The 22,170-nt window shown below is 60.2% G+C and carries 13 protein-coding genes and 2 pseudogenes; 10 read left to right on the top strand and 5 right to left on the bottom strand.

Annotation, left to right across the window (positions count from 1 at the left end; translation table 11 throughout):
• Positions 1–2 precede the first annotated feature (2 nt).
• From VXM69_RS00995 to VXM69_RS01010, 4 genes are all read right to left on the bottom strand, one after another.
• Positions 3–9,275 carry a filamentous hemagglutinin N-terminal domain-containing protein gene (locus tag VXM69_RS00995; RefSeq protein WP_367188820.1) on the bottom strand — a complete coding sequence of 3,091 codons (9,273 nt, stop codon included), beginning with the start codon at positions 9,273–9,275 and terminating at the stop codon, positions 3–5.
• Positions 9,276–9,981: 706 nt separating this feature from the next.
• The gene (locus VXM69_RS01000) at positions 9,982–10,902 is read right to left on the bottom strand and encodes a plasmid partitioning protein RepB C-terminal domain-containing protein (RefSeq protein ID WP_367188821.1); all 921 of its coding nucleotides are present in this window, start codon (positions 10,900–10,902) and stop codon (positions 9,982–9,984) included.
• Positions 10,902–11,789 (bottom strand): plasmid partitioning protein RepB C-terminal domain-containing protein, encoded by an 888-nt coding sequence (locus tag VXM69_RS01005; protein ID WP_175905698.1) that lies wholly within the window; start codon positions 11,787–11,789, stop codon positions 10,902–10,904. Before VXM69_RS01005 ends, VXM69_RS01000 begins: the two co-directional genes overlap by 1 nt.
• Positions 11,786–13,348, bottom strand: a complete 1,563-nt coding sequence (locus tag VXM69_RS01010; protein WP_367189211.1) for a recombinase family protein — start codon at positions 13,346–13,348, stop codon at positions 11,786–11,788. Before VXM69_RS01010 ends, VXM69_RS01005 begins: the two co-directional genes overlap by 4 nt.
• A gap of 706 nt (positions 13,349–14,054) precedes the next feature.
• On the opposite strand from VXM69_RS01010, the gene VXM69_RS01015 reads away from it, so the two are divergent.
• The 8 genes and pseudogenes from VXM69_RS01015 to VXM69_RS01050 all read left to right on the top strand — a co-directional run bounded on the left by VXM69_RS01015 (position 14,055) and on the right by VXM69_RS01050 (position 20,481).
• Positions 14,055–14,489, top strand: a complete 435-nt coding sequence (locus VXM69_RS01015; RefSeq protein ID WP_367188822.1) for a hypothetical protein — start codon at positions 14,055–14,057, stop codon at positions 14,487–14,489.
• Positions 14,490–14,576: 87 nt separating this feature from the next.
• On the top strand, positions 14,577–15,542 hold the full coding sequence (locus VXM69_RS01020; RefSeq protein ID WP_367188823.1) for a DUF932 domain-containing protein: 966 nt from the start codon (positions 14,577–14,579) through the stop codon (positions 15,540–15,542).
• A gap of 272 nt (positions 15,543–15,814) precedes the next feature.
• Positions 15,815–16,810 (top strand): annotated as a pseudogene (locus VXM69_RS01025) (YqaJ viral recombinase family protein).
• Positions 16,811–16,817: 7 nt separating this feature from the next.
• Positions 16,818–17,045, top strand: a complete 228-nt coding sequence (locus VXM69_RS01030) for a hypothetical protein (RefSeq protein ID WP_367188824.1) — start codon at positions 16,818–16,820, stop codon at positions 17,043–17,045.
• Between the two features lie 53 nt (positions 17,046–17,098).
• A complete protein-coding gene (locus VXM69_RS01035) occupies positions 17,099–18,004 on the top strand; it encodes a phage capsid protein (RefSeq protein WP_367188825.1) in 906 nt (301 codons plus the stop codon).
• Positions 18,001–19,128: a hypothetical protein gene (locus VXM69_RS01040; protein WP_367188826.1), complete on the top strand. Its 1,128-nt coding sequence runs from the start codon at positions 18,001–18,003 to the stop codon at positions 19,126–19,128. The genes VXM69_RS01035 and VXM69_RS01040 overlap by 4 nt, the downstream gene beginning before the upstream one ends.
• 64 nt (positions 19,129–19,192) lie before the next feature.
• Positions 19,193–19,999, top strand: coding sequence for a DUF4942 domain-containing protein (locus VXM69_RS01045; RefSeq protein ID WP_367188827.1), 807 nt, complete (start codon positions 19,193–19,195; stop codon positions 19,997–19,999).
• 104 nt (positions 20,000–20,103) lie between these two features.
• Complete coding sequence (locus VXM69_RS01050; protein ID WP_367188828.1) at positions 20,104–20,481, top strand: hypothetical protein; 378 nt, start codon at positions 20,104–20,106, stop codon at positions 20,479–20,481.
• Between the two features lie 13 nt (positions 20,482–20,494).
• Here VXM69_RS01050 and VXM69_RS01055 read toward each other — a convergent pair.
• A pseudogene (locus VXM69_RS01055) lies at positions 20,495–21,251 on the bottom strand (IS5 family transposase).
• 98 nt (positions 21,252–21,349) lie between these two features.
• Here VXM69_RS01055 and VXM69_RS01060 point away from each other — a divergent pair.
• Together VXM69_RS01060 and tnpB are read left to right on the top strand one after the other, a co-directional pair.
• The gene (locus tag VXM69_RS01060; RefSeq protein WP_367188829.1) at positions 21,350–21,838 is read left to right on the top strand and encodes a transposase; all 489 of its coding nucleotides are present in this window, start codon (positions 21,350–21,352) and stop codon (positions 21,836–21,838) included.
• Positions 21,814–22,167, top strand: coding sequence for an IS66 family insertion sequence element accessory protein TnpB (gene tnpB, locus VXM69_RS01065; protein ID WP_060090864.1), 354 nt, complete (start codon positions 21,814–21,816; stop codon positions 22,165–22,167). Before VXM69_RS01060 ends, tnpB begins: the two co-directional genes overlap by 25 nt.
• Positions 22,168–22,170 lie beyond the last annotated feature (3 nt).

The raw sequence follows: 22,170 nt of genomic DNA on the forward strand, positions 1-22,170 counted from the left end.
AATTAACCTCCAATTTTGGGGGCTGGTAACTTTGGTGGCGTAGTTGTGCCGGTTGGAGGCAACGGAGGCCGTTGATTGGCTGCCCGATAAGCCGCAGCTTCTCCCCATGTCGTCGCACTACCGAATCGTCCAGCCATATCTGTCGGCAGTGGATCACTTGGGAGATGCACCGTGGCAGGAATACTAGAAATCCCCTGCTCCAGTGCGACGGCTGCCCGAGTGTGATCAACGGTCACAATGCCATCGGTCGTCTGAACAACGTCAATTGGCGCTCCAGAATACCCATTCTGAGCCATGCTTTGCCGAAGCGTGTCTGCGCGGCCATTGCCACCAGCACTCGTCTGCGTCCACCGGAGATCGGCTGGGTTTATGTTGATGATTGTGCCACCGTCCGCCAATTCCGCAGACGTAAGGGCAGATGGGTTGTTTGTGGTGCGAGAAGTAGATGCAACCGAACCACTAATCGGCGCCCCCGGCATCTTGAACCCTGTAGCACCAGCCGCAATTCCCTCTGTTGCCTGACCAATCACTGATGCGTAGTACGCATCGGTCGGCGAAGCGCCAGTCACATACATCAATCCACCGTAGATGCCTGCAAGCGGACTACCGAGCATATTGTCCAGGGTAGCTGCCGCCTGACTCGGTGCAGTCGTCACAGGTGACGGTGTTTCGACAGCGACGGTCGTACCACCCCAATTTTGGATGGTGTTGCCCGCCATATACGCCTGAAACTTCTGGGACAGGCAAGCTATCGAGCTTGGAGACTGGCACGCCTTTGCGAGAGCCTGATCACGAGCAGTCGATTTCTGCATCAACGCAGCCGCCGTAGCACAGTCAGCCGCATTCTTGCTGTCGCATCCGGCTTGCGCCTCTGCTGCCTGCTGTGCCTCCGACTTCTGTCCTGGCAAAATCGTGACGTGATTCAACCAATTGTTCTGGGTCTCATTCTGGGCAGCGGTCATCGCCGCCTGAATATTGAGGCCGGTTGCACCCGCCACACTGCCGCTTACGACTGTTTCAATTGCGGTGAGAATCGGTGCCGGAATACTTCCATTCGCGTCGATGATCGGATTCAAACCGGCAGATACTGCCCCGCCGATCGCACCACCAGCACACCCGGTTCCTTCGGCAGCCGATGCTGCGCAGCCCAACGCCGCATGCGCAGCAATATTTTCGAATGTGAGCGGATCGGTCCCATTACCGATCGCGTATGCACCGGCTGCGGCCGCATTGCTGACGGCGCTATTGCGCAGATTCGTCAGGAAGCTGCCACCCTGAATTGCAGTCTGAACGGTTGCCTGAAGCGTAGACTCCGCCGCGAGTGCAGTGAGTGCCGTCGGCAGGGAACCGCTTGCTGCACCAGCCTGCGGCACAAGCGTATTGCCCACAGATTGCACACCCGCAAGTGCCGCAAGGCTGTTTTGGGAGGCATTCCACGACCAGCCCAAGCTACCGTTATCGAACGTAATGCCATTCGTCAGGCCAGCCGTTAGCGCCGCCACACCGCCCGTCTCGAACACCTTCCCTACGCTGAACGAGCCTCCACTGTTCAACTGGCTCATCGTGCTGTTCATCATGCCGGCAAACGCGGCCGACAGCGCCACGTTCGCCGTGCCTGCGCCAACCGCCGCCGCCGTCGTCACAGTCACCTCGGTCGTGCCAACCGCTATCGTCGTCGTAGTCGCTGGCACGGCTGCTGCAAATGTCGTCCCAGTACCAACGGTTGCCGTCGCCGAAGCCCCAATCGCCCCCGACGCCGCCATGCCCCCCATAATCGAGAGCCCGACGATCACTCCAGTCATGAAGATCTGGTCGAACCACGAGTCGCTGTCGAGCGCTTGGGTATCGAGATGGTCGGTGACGGTCTGTTGCGTGAAGTTACCGCCGAGTTGACTCTTCAGATTCGCCAGCATCGCCTGCGTGCCAGCCGTGTCGACCGCGCCATCCGCGCCGACTTTCTGAAGTGCTCCGCCGATCTGGTTCAGGCTTTGCACCTGCAAATCGTAGTTGGCGGCCGACATGAAACCGCCTTGTTGCGCCACGGTGCCCCTGGTCTGCAACGCCACGCCTTCCGGCCCCTTCTGATAAATCGTGCCGATATCCGTCGAACGCTGTTGGTTAGTCAGCGAACCGGTATTGACCGTCAGGTTCTGCGCCGTGACCGTGCCGGTATTCAGAATGCTGTTCGCGAAATTGAGCGTGACATTCGTGCCCGTGATTTCGCCGTCAGCGTTCACTTCCGCGAAGTTCTTCGGCAGCAGCACCTCCGGCATCAGCGCCTGCACTGTCGGACAGGCCGCGCCACCGGTCGTGCTGCATCCCGGCTCCGGCACGGATTGCTCGACATACCAAAGCATCGGCGAGTTGATCTGGGCGAGCTGGGCTTCACTCAGCTTCGTGCCGAGCGCGACGTTGTTTTTCTCCGCATACTCGAGCGCCGCGCCGTACAACGCTGCCTTGTCCTGATTGTTGATCGACGCCTGGCTCGTACTGTCCGTCGCACTCGTCGTGCTGTAGAAGCTGCTCTTGCCAATCGCCTGCAACGCTGCCTGCTGGATCAGCTGGTTTTCGGTGTACGGGTCATAGTAGAAAGGCACGCTCCCCGGTTGCAGGTTCGCGGGCAAATTCGCGATCAGCGCGGCCGACGAGAGCGAATCGACCACCTGAGCGGCGGGATTGCTGGTCAGGTAGCTGACCGTGGTCGTCGCACCCGCGATCGTCTTGACGGTGACGCTTTGCGGCGTACCCGCGATAGGCGCAGACGCCGAGCCCGGCGACGCGCCTACCGGACGGGTCGTCACGGTAACCACCGGCGCGACCGGCTGGCCGACCGTCTGCGAGCCGATCGGCGTATTGGCGGGCAGACCGGTCATCCCGGTGACCGACGTCGGCCGGCCGTTCTGATCCGTGACCAACCCGGCCTTGTTCACCGAATCCGCGATCGAACTGGGCAGCGTTGGCGGAGCCAGCGAAATTACCTGTCCCGAGACGACCGGCGGCGGCGTAAAGACGTTCGGGTTCGTAATCCCGTTGACGAGCGTCGAGCCCGTCAGGGTGACCGTTTGGCCGATCACGTTGCCGGTATTGTTCAGCGTCGGCGAATGGACGCTCAGATTACCCGCCTGAATCGTGCCCGGCACGAAATCGGGCAATCCGACGTTCGACGGCAGGCCCGATACGGCTTGCGCATCGCCAGCATTGAACGCCCCGCCATACAGATTCTGGCAAGTCGACGCCATGCCCAGGCAGCCCCACGTTCGGGTACCAACCGGATTACCGGTCCAGTACGCGTGCAGGTACTGATTGTCGCTCGATGCGCTTTGAGTTGCGTTGATCGTCGCGGTATTCAGTGCCGTGACGAGACTGCCGGTGTTGCTGAACATCCCCGCTGCGATCGACAGGTCGTTGTTCGCCGTAATCGTGGACGGCGTAGCCGACTGCACCTCGACATACGCTTCGCAGTTCTGGCCACACCCGCTATAGGGCGACGCCGAACCATAGTTCTGATGGACCGCCACCGGCGCGGCAATCGTGTTCGTCACACTTGCCGCGTTGATTTGCACGTTATGACCTGCCTCGATTGCGGCCGACGTGTTCGTCACACTGGCTGCCTGCGTCGTGTTCGCCGCAGTCGTGCCAGCACCGCCGATGACGACATCGTTCTTCGCAACCAGATTGCCGTAGGTGTTGCTGACCTGGTTGGCGGCAATGACGATGTCATGACCGGCCGTCACGTTGCTGTTGGTCTGCTGGTAGCTGTACGCCTCCGAGTTCGGGTTGGTCGTTCTCAGATTCGAGCAGCCGGCATTCGACACCCCCGACGCACACCCGGCCGTCACGGCCTTCGACCCGACATTCGATCCTTGATTCGTGAAGCTTGCCGCCTGAATCGTGACGTCATTGCCAGCCGCAAGCGTGCCGGTATTGGTCAGATTGCCGCCCGACAGATTCAGATTGTTCCCTGCAAGAATCTGCCCGACGGCACCTTGTGTCGTGGCGGTCCTGCTCGTTGTCTCCAGCGGCACCGTCCCCGGCGCGCTGATCGTATAGGTTGCCGGCGGCGTTGGCGTACCGACCAGGCAATATCCTCCCTCGCACTGATAGGTGCCACTCGGGTTCGCCGTGCCGGCCACGCCGATCGATCCGGATTTCTGCAACGCCTGCAGCGACGTCAGGAACGCATTCAGCGATGCGCCATCGACCGTGTCGGTGACCGACGACGTGAAGCTTGAGCCTCCGTTCTGGAGCTGCTGCACGTTCACGTTGGCGTCGTGCCCTGCGCTTACAACACCGCTCTGGTTATTGAGCGTGTTGGCCGTCAGGTTAAGGTCGTGCCCGGCCGCGATGACAGACGACGTCACGGACGCGCCGGTCGTGGTGGTGGTCTCGGTAACGGTCGGCAGGGTGAGGGATTGAACCGTCGTTGCACCAGAAACCGGCGTAGAAGGCGGCACGACAACCCACATAGCACCTTTGGGTGCATTACTCGTGGGCACAAGTGCAAACTGGACTGTTCCCGAGGACGCAACCGGTGGCGAGGCGTCGCCCCAGCCTTGATAGATCAGCCGCGCGCTGGAAATCGACCAGACGGTTGAATTTGTCGGCTGCTCACCGCCGACCGACAGGAGCCCGCCGAGCGTCGCCGGCAAGTTTGCCTGCCCAAGGGTCAGCGTCCCACCGTCCTTGCCGACGTTATAGATCGCATAGACCAATTCCGAGCCGATCGGCGTGGCCATCAGCAACCCAGGATTGTCGACGGTCTTCGTGGTCGTGGTGGTTGTGACCGTTGCCGCCGCGGAATTGTTGACGTTGTTTGCCGTGATCTTCAGATCGTTCGTCGCCGTCAGCGTGCCGCCAGCGTTCCCGAGGTCGCCACTCAGGTTGATCGTTGCGTTGCCACTACCGGTCGGGCTCTTGCTATTGCCTGCACTGGTCACCCCGTTCGAATTGTCGTAGCTCGTCCCCGCAATCGTCAGCGTATTGTCTGCGTGAACGGTACCGCTATTCGTACCCGCACCGTTGAGCGTCAGCGCATCGAGCGCCGCAACCGTGCCACCGGTCTGATTGGCGAGCGAGCCATTGATCGTCAGGTCGTTGCCATTGATCGTGCCAGTATTTCCGACAGCACCATTCACCGTCAGTGCACCGATGCCTTGATTGATCGTGCCGGTGTTGTTGAAGCCCTGTGCGGTGGACACCGTGACGTTCGAACTCGGTAGCGTCCATGTTCCCGAATTATTGACCGATTGCGCCGACAGGTTGACGCCATTACGGCTGTCGACCGTACCGAAGGTCGCTGCGGACGGATCCAACGTCTGGTTCGGCAAATTCAACGTCGCGTTGTTCTGCCCATAAATCGTGCCGCCTGAGTTGTTGAACGAGCCGTTGCCCCCTGTCACCGTCACGGTCGTCTTGCCCGTTGCAGCGGTCGGATTCGCAACATCACCGGCGTACAACACACCCTTTTGGTTGCTGAGATTCGCCGTCGTGACGTTCAGCGCGTTCGTCGCCAGAAGGCTACCCGAGTTGGTGACGCTGCCGCTCGCCGTGACGTTCGTGGTGGGCCCATAGACGGAGCCACTGTTCACGAGGTCCGCGGCATTGATTGTCGCGGTCTGCAGTGAGGACAGTGCACCCGAATTCGTGACGGTCGTACCCGACACATTCAGGTTGCCGGCCGCCATTTGCGTACCGACGTTATTGACCGTACCGCCCGCCAGCGTCGCATCACCCTTGAATGCGGCCGTCCCGCCCGTCGTCAGGCTTTGCGTGCCGGTGATCTGCGTCGTGCCGCCGACCACCGAGTTCGCGGTCGTCACGTTCGCGCCAGTAAGCGTCGCGTTGCCGCCCACCGACAGCGCCGGCGCGGTTGCGTCGAACTGCGCGTTGAGCTGCCCTGCGGACGTATCGAGATTGTTCGTCGCGGTAGCCGACAGGTTGCCGCCGACCGACACACCCTGCGTAGTGATGTTCGTCGCTGTCAGCGCCGCATCCTTCGATGCAGTCGTCTGGCCGTTGAGCGTCAGGTTCTGGCCTGCATTCAGCGCCGCGTTACCTGCGGTCGAGACTGCGCCGGTCGCCGTCAGGTTGCCCGACTTCGCGTTGACGGACAGATCGCCCAGGCTCTTGACACTGCCTTGGGTATTGACGTCCGTGCCGGCCGTGATCGTCGTCGCCCCACCCGACAGCGCATCACCGGTCAGCGTCGCGCTGCCGTTCGTTGCCGTCAGCATGCTGGTGCCGACTGCCGTTGTCGCACCAACCGACAGGTTGTTGCCCGCTGTCGCGCTCAGGTTGTTGCCGGTCTGGATCGCACCGCTGATGCCGACGTTGTTCCCGGCGTTCAGCGTTGTGCCATTTGCGACGGTGAGCGCACCCGTGCCATTGATGTCACGCCCTGCCGTCACGCTGGCGTTGCCGGTGCCATTCACCGACAGGCCACCGTTCAGATTCACATCCCGCGCGGCCGTGACCGTCGTGCTTTGGCCACTCTGCACGGTGCCTGCTACGGTCGCGTCCTGCCCCGCATTGACGTTCAAAGTGCCTGGCGTCGATACCGCTCCGGCCACCGCCACGCTACCCGCCGTCGAGCCGATCTGCGCGTTGCCGCCGCTGTAGACGGTACCGCCCAAACTCACGCCTTGCTGGCCGGTCGCGTTCAGCGCGCCCATCGACACCACATTGCCCGTCGTCGACAGCGCGCCGCCATTCGCCGCGAGTGTCATGTCGCCAATCGACGCCGCCGTCCCCTGCACGCTGGTGTTACCACCCGACGTCACGCTCAGATTCGCGCCACTCGTCACGTTCCCAGCCAGCGTCGTGTCCTGCCCCGTCTGAATCGTTACCGCGCCCGGTGCCGCGACCGTGCCGCCGAAGCTCGCGTTGGTCCCCGCCGTCGCGTCGATCGTGCTGCCGCTCTGCACTGCACCGCCCAGCGCAATCGCCTGGCCCGCTTTCAGATTGACTGCGCCTTGTGACGACGTGACATTACCTTGGCCCGTCAACGAACCGGCCTGCGCGGTGATCGATACCGGTCCTTGCGCCTGCGCCGTGCCGCCAATCGAGGCGTTCTGGCTGGCATTGATGGTCAGCGCGCCGTTCGACTGTGCGTTGCCGTTCACGGCCGCCGAACCGGTCTGCACCATAATCGTTGTGTCACCGACCGACGCAACCGAACCATTGACGGTCGCATTACGCCCAGCCGTCGTCGAAACCGTACTGCCGCCGACCAGATTGCCGGTTTCGGTCGCGTCTCGCCCAGCCTGAATCGTGATCACACCCGGTGCCGACACGTTCGCGAGCGTTGCATCCTGCCCGGCGGTCGCGGAAACCGAGCCACCGCTCTGCACCCCGCCGCTATACGCGATGTTCTGGCTCGCTGACAGGTTGACATTGCCCTGCGTCGTGCCGATCGCACCCGTACCGGTCAGGTTGCCGTTCTTCGCAGCGAGCGTGGTATCGCCCGTTGTGGTCAGTGCGCCGTTGACGGCTACATTGCTACCCGACACATTCGCCGTCGCAGCCTGCGTCTGACCACCGAGGGTCGTCGTGCCACCCGAGCTGACCGTCAGCGCACCCGGCGTCACGGCCGTACCCGACAACGTTGCGTCTCCGCTCGTTGCCGTCACCGTCAGCGGCCCTTGGGCCGACACGTTGCCGCCAATGAGTGCGCTCTGCCCTGCCGTGACCGACAACACCGCATTGCTAATTGCACTGCCTGCTATCTGCGCGGTACCGGTCGTCGCCGCGATCGTGGTCGTATCAACAGCCGACACGGAACCGTTGACCGTCGCGTTACGCGCCCCGGTGAGCGCGACGGTGCTCCCACCCTGCACCGCACCGTTGACCGTCAAATCTCGTCCGGCCTGTGCCGAGATCGTCCCCGGCGCACTCAGGCCGCCGACTGTCAGATCGCCATTCGTGGTCTTCAACGCAACATCGTGTGCCGACAGCGAGTCGATGCTCATCGACTGCCCGGCCGTCAGGTTGGCTGAGCCATTGGCCGCGACCGACGCTCCGTTCAGGTTGCCGCCCGCGGTCATCGAGACGTTCTGGCCGGCCGACACGGAGCCCGTCGCGTTGATGTCGCCGTTCGCGTTGACCGTGTAGTTCTGGTTGGCGAGTCCCGTGCCGCTGATCGTCGTGTTACCGGCACTCGTCAGCGTGACATCCTGATGGGCAAACGTTTGTCCGACCGCGATGTCGCCGTTCGAATTGACGACTACATTACCCGCCGTAGCGGACAACTGTCCCAGGGTGTTGACCCCCATGCCAGCCGCTGTGGAGACGATGAACACGGTCCCCGATGTGACCGAACCGTATTGATTGGCATCTACCGCAACCGTCTTGCCGATCGCAGCCGCCGTGTTCGTCGCGCTGTTGGCAGCGGTCGCATACGCGTTACCGCTCGAGCTCATCGAGGTCGGCGTGACGGCCTGGTTACCCGTCACGATATTCACGCGCTGATCCGCGCGCAGCGGGGCCGACAAACTAACGCTTTGTCCGATCAGGTCAATATTGCCGACCGTGCCTTCGATACCGGCCCCGGGCGTACCGTCGTTGCCTGCCGGTCCGCTAATCGAGATGTTGCCCGACTGAACGTTGTAGGCCACCGCGCCAGCGTGCGCAAAATCCGTCGCGGTGCCGCCAACACCCGTCAGGAACTGCGGCGTTCCGGTCGTCAGCGTGAGACCAGGGATGTTGGTCAGCGCCATTCCGTTAACGGAAATACCACCTGGTGCCGCCACGATGACAGCCGCCGGCGAGCCGAATACCTCCAACGGCCCGTTCAGCGTCGCAATATTGTTGGACGTGACCTGGTTGATGATGGTCGATGCCGCGCGGCCATTCAGATTCGGGTTCGCGCCCAGCGAGCCGCCGAGCAAAGGCGATCCCGCTACTGTGCTGTTATTCAGCACTAAACCTTCAGGACCTACTCCGAACGTTTGATATTGCCCAACGCTTATCCCGTTCGCGTTCGGAGCCGGGATGTTGATGGCCGGAATCCCCGTGCTGGTCTGCGTGACCGACGGCTGGAACGTGATCGGCGCACGCGGATCGACAATCGGCGCAGCGTGTGCGGTCTGATCGGCAAGCAAAACCGCCGGTGCGAAATACATCACAACCGACATGACCCACGCCGTCGCCTTAACCCATAGCGCAGGCGCCTCGCTTTGCAGCGAAGCATGGTCGAAGATAATCGCTTGCTTGGCCGTTCCCCGTTGAACGTGCCGACTCTCAATATCGCGCGTGGTGCGGCGCATGATCAGGTCCACTCGAATTTTTTCGTATCGTTACATGAATGCGCCCCAAAAAAACATAAAGGATTGTCAGATGCAGAACTCCGTCACACAACTCCTTTCAAATAACCAACAATCAATTATTTCGACAACGCTTCGCCTCCCCTCCTCACAACCACTTAAGCTGGCCTGCGATACATAAAAATCATAAAAATATCTACTTAACAATTACCCCGATCCGTAATTGCATCACCTTCACGGGTGCGTTGCGCCGACACTCGTGTCAATTGCATTTTTATCAAGCTTCACACCCAGCGCTAACCACTCACGTCATCTTTTGACGTTTATTCAATTAACAATTAGCGACATCACTTTGACCAATTTCCGCATTTAAAAAACCAAGCACCAAGCAGCAGTCGCAGTCACCTATTAATTCTAAATATATCTATATTCGACGCGACGGACGGGGATTGATCCCCGTGAGGAACGAATACATAAGGGACGCCTTACGGGAACATTCTCGGTTTAGTGTTGCAATACATACACGGCCACTTGACCTCTCGTCGAGCGCGCTGATCACACTCCCAGACTCGGTGCTTGGCATGGATCTCGGACCAGCTCGATGCGTGCTCGGTCTTCACAAGCCCTGCACCACTCGTTGCACGTTGTCGAGATGACACACGATCTATGCAGGCCCATATCGGCACACTCGCCCCTTACTGGCACTCTTGCGCATTCGCCGTCAAGCTGCCTTGTCGACACTTTTTGGCGACATCAGCGACTTCACTTCCGCGATGGATTGCAGCTGTTGCAAATAGTCAGCCTTATGCTGGGCCAACCACCGTACGACACGTGCGTTGTCGAGTAGGTTTGTCACGTAGCTCTTGATGACCACCAGCTTGAGACTGTCTGGGCCGTAGTTTTCCTCAAGTAACTTGGTATCTGCTTGCAAGACCGCCAACTCTCGCTCCAGGCGCTGTATCGCCTCAAGCGTTCCGCTCTTTGCTGCACGCTCCTTCAGGCCCTCGACAAGTTGGTCATCCGGCGTGGTCTCAAGCATTGCCAGCGCGAATTTTCCAGAGTAGTTCTCCAGCGTGTTCATCGTGTGCGCCACATCGATCTGGCGCAAGGCCTTCATTTGACGCAGGATCGAAAAAACGCGACGAGGCACCACCTTGTCCGACAACAAACGGATCGCTTCATCGCACACTCCGTCCAGCATCTTGAAATGCCCTCTGATTGTCGAGGCAGTGAGGCCGAGTGCCGCCGCCAGTTGCTCCGCCGGCACCCCACTTTCATACACTTTCACGATCATCCTGTGTTGCTGGATTGCTGCCACGCGACTGACTTTCTTGTTGTACGTGAGTGCCTCGTCATCCTTCGCTATCAAGCAGCGAGCATGGGTTCTGCCGAGATCCGTCAAAGCTTCGATACGAAGGTGCCCGTCAAGAATCGAGAACTGACCCGGAATTGAAGAATGCTGAATAACGACAACCGGTTCGACAAGACCGATCGCTGCCACAGATGACCGAATCTGCGCGTATTTGGAACTCTCCTTCACCTTGCTTGGCAGCACCTTCGACGGATGAAGCGCGGCCAGGGGCACATCAAACCACTCATGATTGAATGCGCTCTCGACGCCTCTGTTACGAGACTTTTCCATCACACGAGTCCTCCACGGTTAGCGGCCTCAACCAGTGGTTGCGGAACCGTCCCGAGCCCTTCTGCTTTCACGACGTTCACGAACTCGGGATCGGAGAAGAGTTGCTTGAAAATCTCGTTGACAACCAGTAGCGAGGTACTGACACGTTCGGCCTTGAGCTGGATCACCTTGTGCCGATCAGCGTCCCGCTGATACATTCGCATCAGGTCTTCCGGACTCAGCTTCTTCCGCTTGACGTTTCTCCCGGGCTGCTCGCTGGTTCCCTTTCCGATTCGTGCGCGTTGATCGAGAATCCGGCGAATTACCACAACCTTCTTTCCTCGAATCTCTCCGCTGTTCACCGCTTCGAGCAGGAGATGCTGAGCTTCGGCATCTGATGCGCGAGAAATCTCGATCGCGAGGTGCAACGAAATATGTCCGGCTTCAGCCGCCGCAAGCAGACGCTTCTCTCCCCTCTCCAACAACGTGCCGACCATGTTGACCCACGAGGCCGTGTAACCGATCTTCTTTCCGACCTCTGCGTCAGAGTATCCTTTCTTGCGTAGCGCGTCGACTTGCGCGAGCATTTCGCTCGCGAGCGGGTTCCGTCGCGCGACGTTCTCTACCACCCCCATCATCAATCCGGTCTTTTCATCGATGTCTAAAATGATGGCTGGAATCTCGGTCTGTCCGAGTATCTTGAAAGACTCCAAACGTCCCTGTCCGCACACGAGCGCGTACCGATCTGGATCATTGGGCCAACGCCGTACTTCGATCGGTCGTTTTAGTCCAACACGCTGTATGCTCTCCGTCACCTCGCGATGCGTCTTCTTGCTGCGAATTCGCGGATTGATGACTGTGATTGCATTGACGGGAATCATGACGACCTGTCCGGATTCGTTGTTCATGTTGCCTCCGCGAGCGGCACTCGTGCCGCGAGTAGATAGAACACATCGAGCGTCTCGAACTGGTATGCATCGAGCGCGAAGCCGTTGTGCTCCGCATAGGGCAATAATGCTGATGTGAAGTCGATCGCCGGGAGCAGGTAAAAGTCGTACGGCGCTGTGTTGTCATGATTCATGCGGACAACAACCGTGATGTCGGGCGCCAGACTCGTATCGAGGCGAATACGCCAGCGATAGCTTCCGGCCGGAGTCGGCTTGCATCGCGCGATGACCAGCGACGCAGTGAATTCCCTGTTGACATCGAGCAGATCTGTTTCGCTGTCTCGGCAGGAAGCACCTCCGGCCTGCTCGATCCCCGCCTGAATCTCTTCCATCACTTCAGGGTATCGCTGACGGAGTGCACGGTTGATTTCCAGATAGGAATAGTCGCGTCGAGGCAGAAAGCCGACAAGGCTGTACGCACGCAACAGGCTACCGAAACGAGACCGATACGCGGCACTCGAAGGCACCCCATCCTCCTCGTCGATGATTAAGCCTGACAGAGCGCCATACTTGTCCAGAACGCTCGCAAGTGCTTTGAGCATCTCATCGTCGTCCAGATGACGCGAGCGATTTGCGATGATCGCCTGGACCGTCACGTACCAATCGGCGGGGACAATGGCCTCGAACGCACCGTCCTTTCGAATCCATTTTTCTGGCGGATTTCGGACATGCTGCATCTTCAACTTAAACGAGGTTCGGTTGTACACGTTGTTTCCGATGTACTTCTCATTCGTCAGAATCTGATGAATCGTTCCTCGCGTCCATGGCCGGCCGCAGTGATTCAGGATGCCTTCGCGGTTAAGGAGCGATGCGATCACGCGTTCGGGCATGCCTTGCTCGAGGAATAGCCGATAGATTCGGCGTACCGTGGCAACCTCTTCTTCCGCACCCGGGACCAGTACGACGCGATCCGTCTGAATGCTCTTCTTCTCGCCGTGATGGAGGGGGCCCTTAACGACATGGTTCTCATCGATCAGTTGCCGTTGCAGTCCGAAACCCGGCACGCCCCCCTGTCGATAGCCGAGTCGAACAAGATTGGTATGACCGGCTTTGACTTTGTCGGAGAGTTCGCGGCTGTACTCCGCAGCCATACTGCGCTTCAGGCCTTTGAGCAAAGTGGAACTGAGCGACGTGTCGCTTCCGAACTGTTCAGCGCAATAGATTACTTGGACGCCGTTGCGCTTGCATATCTGCTCGTAGACGGCGGCTTCGTCGGGGTCAGGGAAGCGGCCCCATCGACTTACGTCGTAGACGAGTACGGCGACGAAGTCGATTTTTCCGCTCTGTACGTCCTGAAGCAAACGCTGGAGTCCCTGACGTCCCTCGATGTTCAGTCCGCTTTTTCCGGCATCCTGGTACGACCGCACAATCTCCATGCCATGTTTGCTTGCGAACTCAGCAATGAACTGGGTTTGATTCTCAGTCGAGTAACGTTGATGCTCGGTCGACATGCGCGTGTACTGGGCAACCGGAAGCTTCCCGTCACTTCGCTTTTCATCAACGGTTTTTGAGTGCCGCATGATCGCGCTCCAACGATCGACGTTGAAGCCCAATCGTTCGCCGAATTGATGACAGTTTGATGGCCGTTTTAGTCGCTTTTTTTAGGAACCGATCAATCAGTTAAACGAACATAATCGAAGGGTCGAATCTAAAATTTTTCGATCACATATCACTCTCCTGAGCACGGCTAACCTCGGCCGCTCCGCCGCTGCACTTCCACATCGGCGCACTTCGCTCAGGAGCATTCGTGAATCCCACTCTTTACAACGCACTGCTGGTCGGCCTGGCACTCGCACTGGTCGCGATGTATGCGTTCGGTTTCTACTGGCTCGCTACCAAAGACAAGCTCGCCCATAGCGGTGCACCCCCGTCTCCGATACTTTCCAGTACTTCAGGTCGTCGGTCGCGGCCCGATCGCTCCTGCTTCACCAATCCGGTTCCCGCGTATTCCAGTCCGCCCTTCGATTCCACACGTCGCTAAGGTACGCCGTCGCTCAAGCGTAATCCCAAGCAATCTCAGCAGCCAATTCGCGCCCTCATCCCAATCCACCCCTGCGCCGCATCGACATCATCCGCGGCGGATTTATCCCCCCTGGAGTTCAGCCATGTCTTACCCCTCTCCCCTCGACAACCTCGCAGCATTCGCTCTCGCGTTCGTCTGCGGCATGCTGGTTGCCGTCTGTCACTGCAAATACATCAGCAGACTTCGCAAGGAGGTATCGGCCCATGCATGATCAGCCGCCGTTCGACGACGAAGAGGAATCGTGGTTTGCCCATTCGTCGTCGTCGGATACCGGTGAATCGCCGCACTATTACCCGGGCATGGCGCCGGTTTATCCGTGTCCGGCATGTCAGTCGCCTCGCACTGAGCCGCGCCACGTCGCGCGTCGCGCAGGGGGTGCGGTCGGCGCGGCGGCCGGCGCCACCAGCGCCGTCGCCATCGCGTTGTCCGGTGCCGAATTCGGTGCAATGGTCGGTGTAGTCGGAGGTCCGATCGGCTCGGCCTGCGGCGGCATCGCCGGTGCGGTTCTCGCGGGACTTATTGCCGGTGCGGCGGGCTGTGCGACTGGCGCCGCATTTGGCGAAGCCGTCGATCAGAACATCCTCAATAACTGGCGCTGCCTCGCCTGCGGACGCACCTTCAGCGTCCAAACAAGCTAGTCCTCGCCTCATTCCCATTGTTGATTTCATTCCGCTCGGCCTTGGCCAGGTTTTATGCATTGTGTTTTTTGAATAGGAGATTCCTGCATGCATCTCGTCCAAACGATGGCTTACGTCGGTGCCGAACCCTGGCACGGTCTCGGCAACAAACTCGCCCCCAAACAACCGCTCGAAGTCTGGGCGCAAGCCGCCGGCATGGACTGGCGCATCGAAGAAGCCGAAGTTCGCTTCGTCGCCGGTGGCGGCAAGCTCGGCTCGATCCACGCGTTTCCTGAACAGAAGGTGCTGTACCGCAGCGATACGAAGATGCCCCTGTCCGTCGTGTCGGCGCGCTATCAGGTCGTGCAACCTGAAGCGATTCTGGAGTTCTATCGCGATCTGACGGAGGTCGGTGGGTTCCAGCTCGAGACGGCCGGCGTGCTCAAGGAAGGTCGCAAGCTCTGGGCCCTCGCCCGTACCGGTCAGTCCGGGATGCTCAAGGGCAAAGACGAAGTGAACGGTTATCTGTTGCTGGCTACCGCTTGCGACGGCACGCTCGCCACCACCGCGCAGTTCACGTCGGTGCGTGTCGTGTGCAACAACACCCTGCAAATCGCGCTGGATCACAACGTCGGCGCGGTCAAGGTGCCCCATCGCTCGCAGTTCGATGCGCAAGCCGTCAAACGCCAGCTCGGTATCGCTGTGTCGTCTTGGGATGCGTTTATGGTACGGACCAAAGCGCTCGCCGAACGCAAGATCACCGACTCCACGGCTGACGCGTTCCTGCGGCGCGTGCTGACGTACTCGACGGCCAACCTGCCCGATCGCGAAACTGTTGCCGTCAACGAACGCGCGATCAAAGCTGTCGGCCAACTGTACGGCGGCCGCGGCAAGGGAGCGAATCTGCCGTCAGCATCCGGAACGGCATGGGGTTTGCTGAACGCAGTGACCGAGTGGTGCGATCACCATCGCCGCGCACGGACCGACGATCACCGCCTCGATGCGGCATGGTTCGGCGCGGGGGCGACGCTCAAGCAGCGTGCCTGGGATGAGGCGATGAAGCTTGTCGCATGACCAAGCCCATACCGCCTCTGGCCGTCGACATGAGGATTCAAATCCCGCGCGGCACTGGGTTACGGTTCGGCGGCCGATACGCCACGATCCTGCAAATCAAACCCCAAGGTACGACTGTCCACCTCGGAGACGGCAAGCTCGTGACCTTCGCCCACGACGCGTTGCAAGACGCATTCCGGCGCACCCACTCAGCGTAGCACCGCTCTCCCGTATTTACTCACCTTTAGCCCGGTCAGATTCGTCTGCCGGGTTTCTTTGCTTCTGGAGGTCTCTTGAACACCCCTCACCCTGAACCGCCGCGCACACGAAAGCCGGCGCTGAAGCTCGTCAAGACTGCCGAGCTTTCGCGTGACGACTGGCTGGCTGTTCGCCGTACCGGCATTGGCGGCTCCGATGCAGCCGCTGCAGTCGGGCTGAATCCGTACATGAGCGCGCTGGAATTGTGGCTCGACAAGACTGGACGCGCAGAAGGCATGCCCCGGCCCGATCCAGCCGACACGACTTCCCCGACGTATTGGGGAACATTGCTGGAGCCGATCGTCGCAGCCGTCTACACCCAGCAGACCGGCAACAAGGTCCGCAAGGTCAACGCCGTGCTGCGGCATCCGACGATCCCATTCATGTTGGCGAATATCGATCGCGAGATCGTCGGTACGCACGACGTTCAGATTCTGGAATGCAAGACAGCCGGCGAGTAGGGTGCCCGACTCTGGCGTGACGGCGTTCCCGAGTACGTGCAGTTACAGGTCCAGCATCAGCTCGCAGTCACCGGCAAGACAGCGGCGCATGTTGCCGTATTGATCTGCGGGCAGGCGCTGAAAGTGCATCGGATCGAGCGGGACGACGCATTGATCGGTCGACTCATCGAACTGGAAGCCCGTTTCTGGCGGTTCGTGGAAACCGATACGCCACCGCCTGCGGACGGATCGGAATCGGCGGATCGGGCGCTTCGGCATCTCTATCCCGGCAACGGCGAAACGATCGACTTCAGCGACGACCGGATGCTGTCCTCCGTGTTTGCCGATCTGGTCGCCGTGCGCGCCGAGATCGAAACACGGCAAACGCTCGAAGCGCAGTTCAAGCAGACGATCCAGCAGGCGATGGGTGACGCAACTCGGGCCGTATTCGACATCGGCTCCGTGTCATTCAAGCGCAGCAAAGATTCGTTGTCGGTCGATCTGGAACGGCTGTTGGCCGATCACCCATCGCTCGAACAGCAGTACGCCCTCTCGAAGCCGGGTTCCCGGCGTTTCCTTGTTTCCACCTGATTCCCCCATGACAAACCTCGAATGCCTCACGGAGATCATGACGTTCTCCCGATACGGCGCGCTCGCGCAAGCGTTCGTGATGGACACCCTCAGCAAGCACGCCGAGCGCGTTGCGACCGTACCCCTCGACAAGTTGCAAGAACAGTTCGGCATTCACCCGTTGATCAGCGTCGAAGCTTGGCACGGCGTCGCTCAGGAAATCCACACGAAGCTCGAAGCGCACTTTGCACGGTAGTCGGTGCAGTTCGGTGCTCGCCGTCCCCTCCCCCTTTCTATATTGAGGACCCCATGCTCAAAGGTCTGGCTATCACTCCGCCTGTCGTCGGCCGCATCGCGATTGGAAAAATTGTCGAGAAGAACGGTAAACGCCTTCCCGAGAAAGACGACCAATTTACGCTGACCACCCAGGTCCAGCAGCGCGGCGAATGGATGCTGCACCCGCTGAACGAAACGCTGCGCAAGGCGACGGCCGGCAAGCCGCGCGCGATTCCGGTTCGCGTGCTGTTCAACGATCCGGATCTGAACCTGCGGGCTGAATACTCGTTGTTCGACCGCGATACCGGGCGGCCCGTCTGTGTCGGCAATGGCGAGACGTGCCGACGTGCCACCGATGCAGGTATCGAAACCCTTCCTTGCCCGTCGCCGGATGGCTGCGTCTTCGGTCGTCAGGGTGGTTGCAAGCCTTACGGGCGGCTGAACGTGATCATCGGTGATGACGACGAGATGGGTTCGTTCATCTTCCGCACCACGTCCTATAACAGCATCCGGACGCTCGCCGCACGCCTGCATTACTTCCGCGCGGTGTCCGGCAACCTGCTGGCCTGTCTGCCGCTGGAACTGAAGCTGCGCGGCAAGTCGACCACGCAGAGTTATCGGTCGGCCATCTACTACGTCGACCTGGGCGTGCGTGCGGGAAGCAAACTCGAACAAGCGTTGATCGAGGCGAAGGAACTGGACACGCGCCGACGCGAAGCCGGATTCGATCAAGCAGCACTCGATGCTGCCGCCAGGCTCGGTTTCGCCAACGGTGCTTTCGAGGATAGTCCGGATGAGCGTGCCGCTGTAGTCGAAGAGTTCTATCCGCAGGATGCGCCGCCATCGGACACTGGCGAGGGTGATCCGGCCGAAACACCAGCCACGCTTCGCCAGAAGCTCGAACGCAAAGCCGTCCTGCTCGGCGGCAAAGCGGCATGAGCGTTCGACGCTGGGTGTTCGCTCTGGCGACGCTGGCAACGGTGACCGCGCTCAGTCTGTCGATTCTGGCGGGTTGGCAGCGCGGCGGTACGTTACCGGAACGGCTCATCTGGATCGCGATCGGAACGGTGCTCGTCACGAGCGCACACCTGTTACCGGCGTTGATCCGTGATGCGCCGATCGCCATTCGAGGCGTAGGTAGCCTGTTATGGGGGGCGTGCCTGGTCACGGCCTGCTATGGGCACGCGATCTTCTTCGCTTTCGCCCAACAGCACGCCGGTGAGCAACGGGCGACGACGGTGAAGGTGACTGCTGTTTCGTCACCGGCTCGTAGTCTCACCGCAGTCATGGCGGAACGCGCCGCCGTGACCGCGCAACTCGCAGCCGCGAACGCCCGTTACTGCGTCGGTAACTGCGTGACGCTGGAAGGTCGTCGCGTCACGCTCGCCGCCAGGATCGATGCGCTGAACGCCGAAGCCGACGACGTCCGTCGTCAGCAAGTCGCGATCGATCGAGTCACGGAGCAGCGTGACGCGTTACTCGCTGATCCAGTCACGTCGCGACTCGCCGCGTTACTCGGCACGACGACGGCGCGCGTCGATCTGCTGACGGGCCTTGGGTTCGCCGCCGTACTGGAAGGCGTGGTCTGCCTGCTGTGGACCGTCGCGCTACGGTTGCCGGTATCGAAGCCGTTACCCGTCGTGACTGGCGTTACCCGGGCGACAGTCACGGTGACGCCCTCCATGACTCAGCCAGTAGTCGCGCCAGTCACGGGCACGCTGAACGTGACTGAACCCGTAGTCACGACAGTCACGGATGCGGTCGGCATGACTCAGCCGGTAGTCATACCCGTCACGGCGGGTCACGACGACAAGACTGTTAGTCGCAAAGACGGGACGCCGAGTCACAACAGCACGACCGACAGTCACGCTCCGCGCGACGACCCGATTTCGCCGTTACCGGCCGTCGATCCCGTCAACGACCACCTGTCGCGACTCGTTCAGGATGTCGCGGCCGGTCTCGTTCGGCCCACCGTTGCCGACATACGCCGTCATCTGGGCTGCTCTCAGGCCCGCGCTGCCGAACTACGTCGTCAGCTCGCCGAATACAACGTGACGGCATAAACAGCCGGGGCTCTCGCCCGGCTGTTTTCTTTTCGTCTTCCCCCACTCATTCTCGTCATGCCACATGGATACCACCGAACTCGTCCCCAGCATCAGTATCGTGAACCTCGCCAATCAACGCGTCGCCGTCGTCGAACGCGTGCACGCCGCACTCGATCTGCTTGGCGAAGCCCAGACGCTCGCCAAGGCTGCACATCTCGGGTTCCCCCGTCTCGTGCTCGATGAGAGCTATGGCTGTCGCGGCCGGCCCTCTGTCACCGGAGAACATGCCAATCGAGACGAAGCGGAAGCCGCCATAGTACGGAGCATCGACGTGCGCGGCTGGGATTACCTGCTGTCCGAATCGGGTCTGCGCACCTTCATGGACGCGAAGGCCCGTGAAGAGTGGAGCAGCCAGATTGCTGAAGGTGACGTACCCGAACTGACGGCCGCCAACATCGAAGCGACCTTCGCGCAGCTTTACGGTGCGCGCGGCGATATGTTCGAGCGCGGTGTGCTTCAGTGCTTCAAGCGACTGTCGTGGGATTACAAGACCAATCAGCCCTTCAAGTTCGGAAAGCGGATCATCGTGCGACGCCTGCTCACCTCCGGTTCGCCGAATTTCCACGTCACCAACGAACTCGACGATCTGATCCGCGTGTTCTGCATCCTCGACGGCAAGCCGGAACCGGATCATCGTAACGGTGCGTATTGCCTCGTTTCCGACACTCGGCAAGCCAGGTGCAGTGAGGCCGAACACGACTATTTCCATTTACGGTGGTTCAAGAATGGCAATGGTCACCTAAGCTTCAAGCGTCCGGATCTGGTCGACCAAATGAACAAGATCCTCGCGAAGCACTACCCGAACGCGCTCGCCTCCGAAGTCCGGTAGCTCCGGGGCGCGTCCTCGTCCTGCGTCCAACTTCCCCCCGATCTACGACCTTGTATCTGGCTCTGCCGGAGGCTCACGCTCGCCCTTCTTCTGGAAACCACGTCATGCCATCCGTTATCGCAACGCTCAAGCGGCGAAGGACCTCACTCGTTCTCGCCGCGAAAAACCCCTTACCCGCAATCCGCTACGCCACCCGACTGATCCGCAATGCCCTTGGTCAGTTTGATGCTGTCGAAATTCACGGTGTCCGGCAATTCGCGAACCCAAGCAATCCGCCAGAGACTTGCTGTGAGGTCGATGACGACAATCCGTCGTTCTTCAGCGTCTACCTGCATTGCGTCTCCGGTGGCGTCGCGTGCTGTGCCGACCTGCCGACGCATCGAAAGGCACTGCGTTACGCGAAAGCGATTGCCCGTCGTTGCCGCTGGCCCGTCTACGACTGCTACCCGCAGCGCGATAACGACACACGCCCCGCACCTTGAACCTAGGTCCTGTTCACATTCTCACCAGCGGTCCAAAGGCGCAAGCAAGCACCGCGAAGGCGAGATAGTTACCGGCGAGCTTGTTGTAACGAGTGGAGACACCACGAAAATGTTTGATGCGATTGAAGAAGCGTTCGACGATGTTCCGAGTTCGATACAGCACGCGGCTGTACCGACGTTTGGTCTTTCGATTCGAACGCGGCGGGATAACGGCCTTCGCGCGCGTAGCGCGGATGGTGTTCACGAAGGCGTCCGAGTCGTAACCTTTGTCAGCAATCACGGCGCCCGTGCGCAGATGCTCGACCAATTCGTGCGCACACGAAATGTCCGAGACCTGTCCTTGCGTGACAATCATTCGCAGCGACCGCCCGGCTTCATCAACGGCCAGATGCAACTTGGTCGTCAATCCTCCGCGTGAGCGGCCGAGCGCTTGCGGGCCGCTTTTTTCGGGCGCCTGCCGAATGCTGGTGTGCTCGCACGATGGTCGAGTCGATCAGCACGCGTTTGATTTCCGTCTCGTCGGATACCGCATGTGCCACGCGTTCCCACACGCCTTTGCGACGCCACCGGGAGAAGCGCATGTACACCGTATGCCATCGGCCGAATTCCTTCGGCAAGTCGCGCCACGGACAACCCGTGCGGCCGATCCAGAGAACGGCCTCGACAAACCACCGATTGTCGGCTGCCGTTCGCCCCGGGTCGCCTTCCTTGCCTGGCAGGACATACTCGATTCGTGCCCATACCTCGTCGCTCAGTAATGTTCGGACCATCTTGCCTTGATCGTATGCGATCCGTTAACGACGTCCTTGTCTAGAAATCGCTTCACTCTGATGCTACGTGTCCACGTGGACAGCTGGTATCAGAGTGTATGAGTGAAAAACGAGACCTGCGTAGCCGACTGGTCATCGGCCTAAAGCGAGATGGGCGCCGAGAATATGACGATGCCGCTCGAGACGAACTGGTACAGATCTGCCTGCAACCTGGCGTTTCAATAGCACGGACCGCCATGGAGCATGGTCTCAATCCGAACCTCCTGCGCAGTTGGATCGCCCGCTACCAGAAGATTCAGGCGCAACTCGAACACGAGCGAGTCGCTCGTACGCCCGCGATTTCTGACGGCGTCACGATCGACCTCCCCAGTACGCCATCGGCGTTCGTGCCGATCGTAGCGGCTACCGCATCGCCGTGCGCACAACCACCAGAGCTATTGCCTGCAACTCGACCGATGGCGCTCTCGCTGCACGTGAGTCTATCGAATGGCGTTGAGTTCGATCTTGGCGAAGCAAGCATCGACGAATTGGCCACCGTCATTCAAATGCTCGGGAGGTTGCCGTGTTCCGGTTCGACGAAGGCTTGAAGGTCTACCTGCACCGCGATCCTGTCGACTTTCGGTACGGCATGAACAGCCTCTCGATTCTCGTCGAACAGTCGATGCGCCTGAACCCGATGGATGCGTCGCTCTACGTGTTCGGCAATCGACGTCGCGATCGGATCAAAATCCTCGGCTGGGATGGGAACGGCTTCTGGTTGCTAATGAAGCGCCTCGAGGCTGATCACTTCATCTGGCCTGACAAGAAAACCGAAGTCGTGACCATGACGACGGAGCTGCTGCACGCGTTGCTCGACGGCGACGACATTACCACGGTCCAGCGGCATCCGACGCGGAAATATTTACGCGTGAGCTGAACA

This window comes from Burkholderia sp. Ed8, from assembly GCF_040761425.1.
Classification (GTDB): Bacteria; Pseudomonadota; Gammaproteobacteria; order Burkholderiales; family Burkholderiaceae; genus Burkholderia; species Burkholderia seminalis.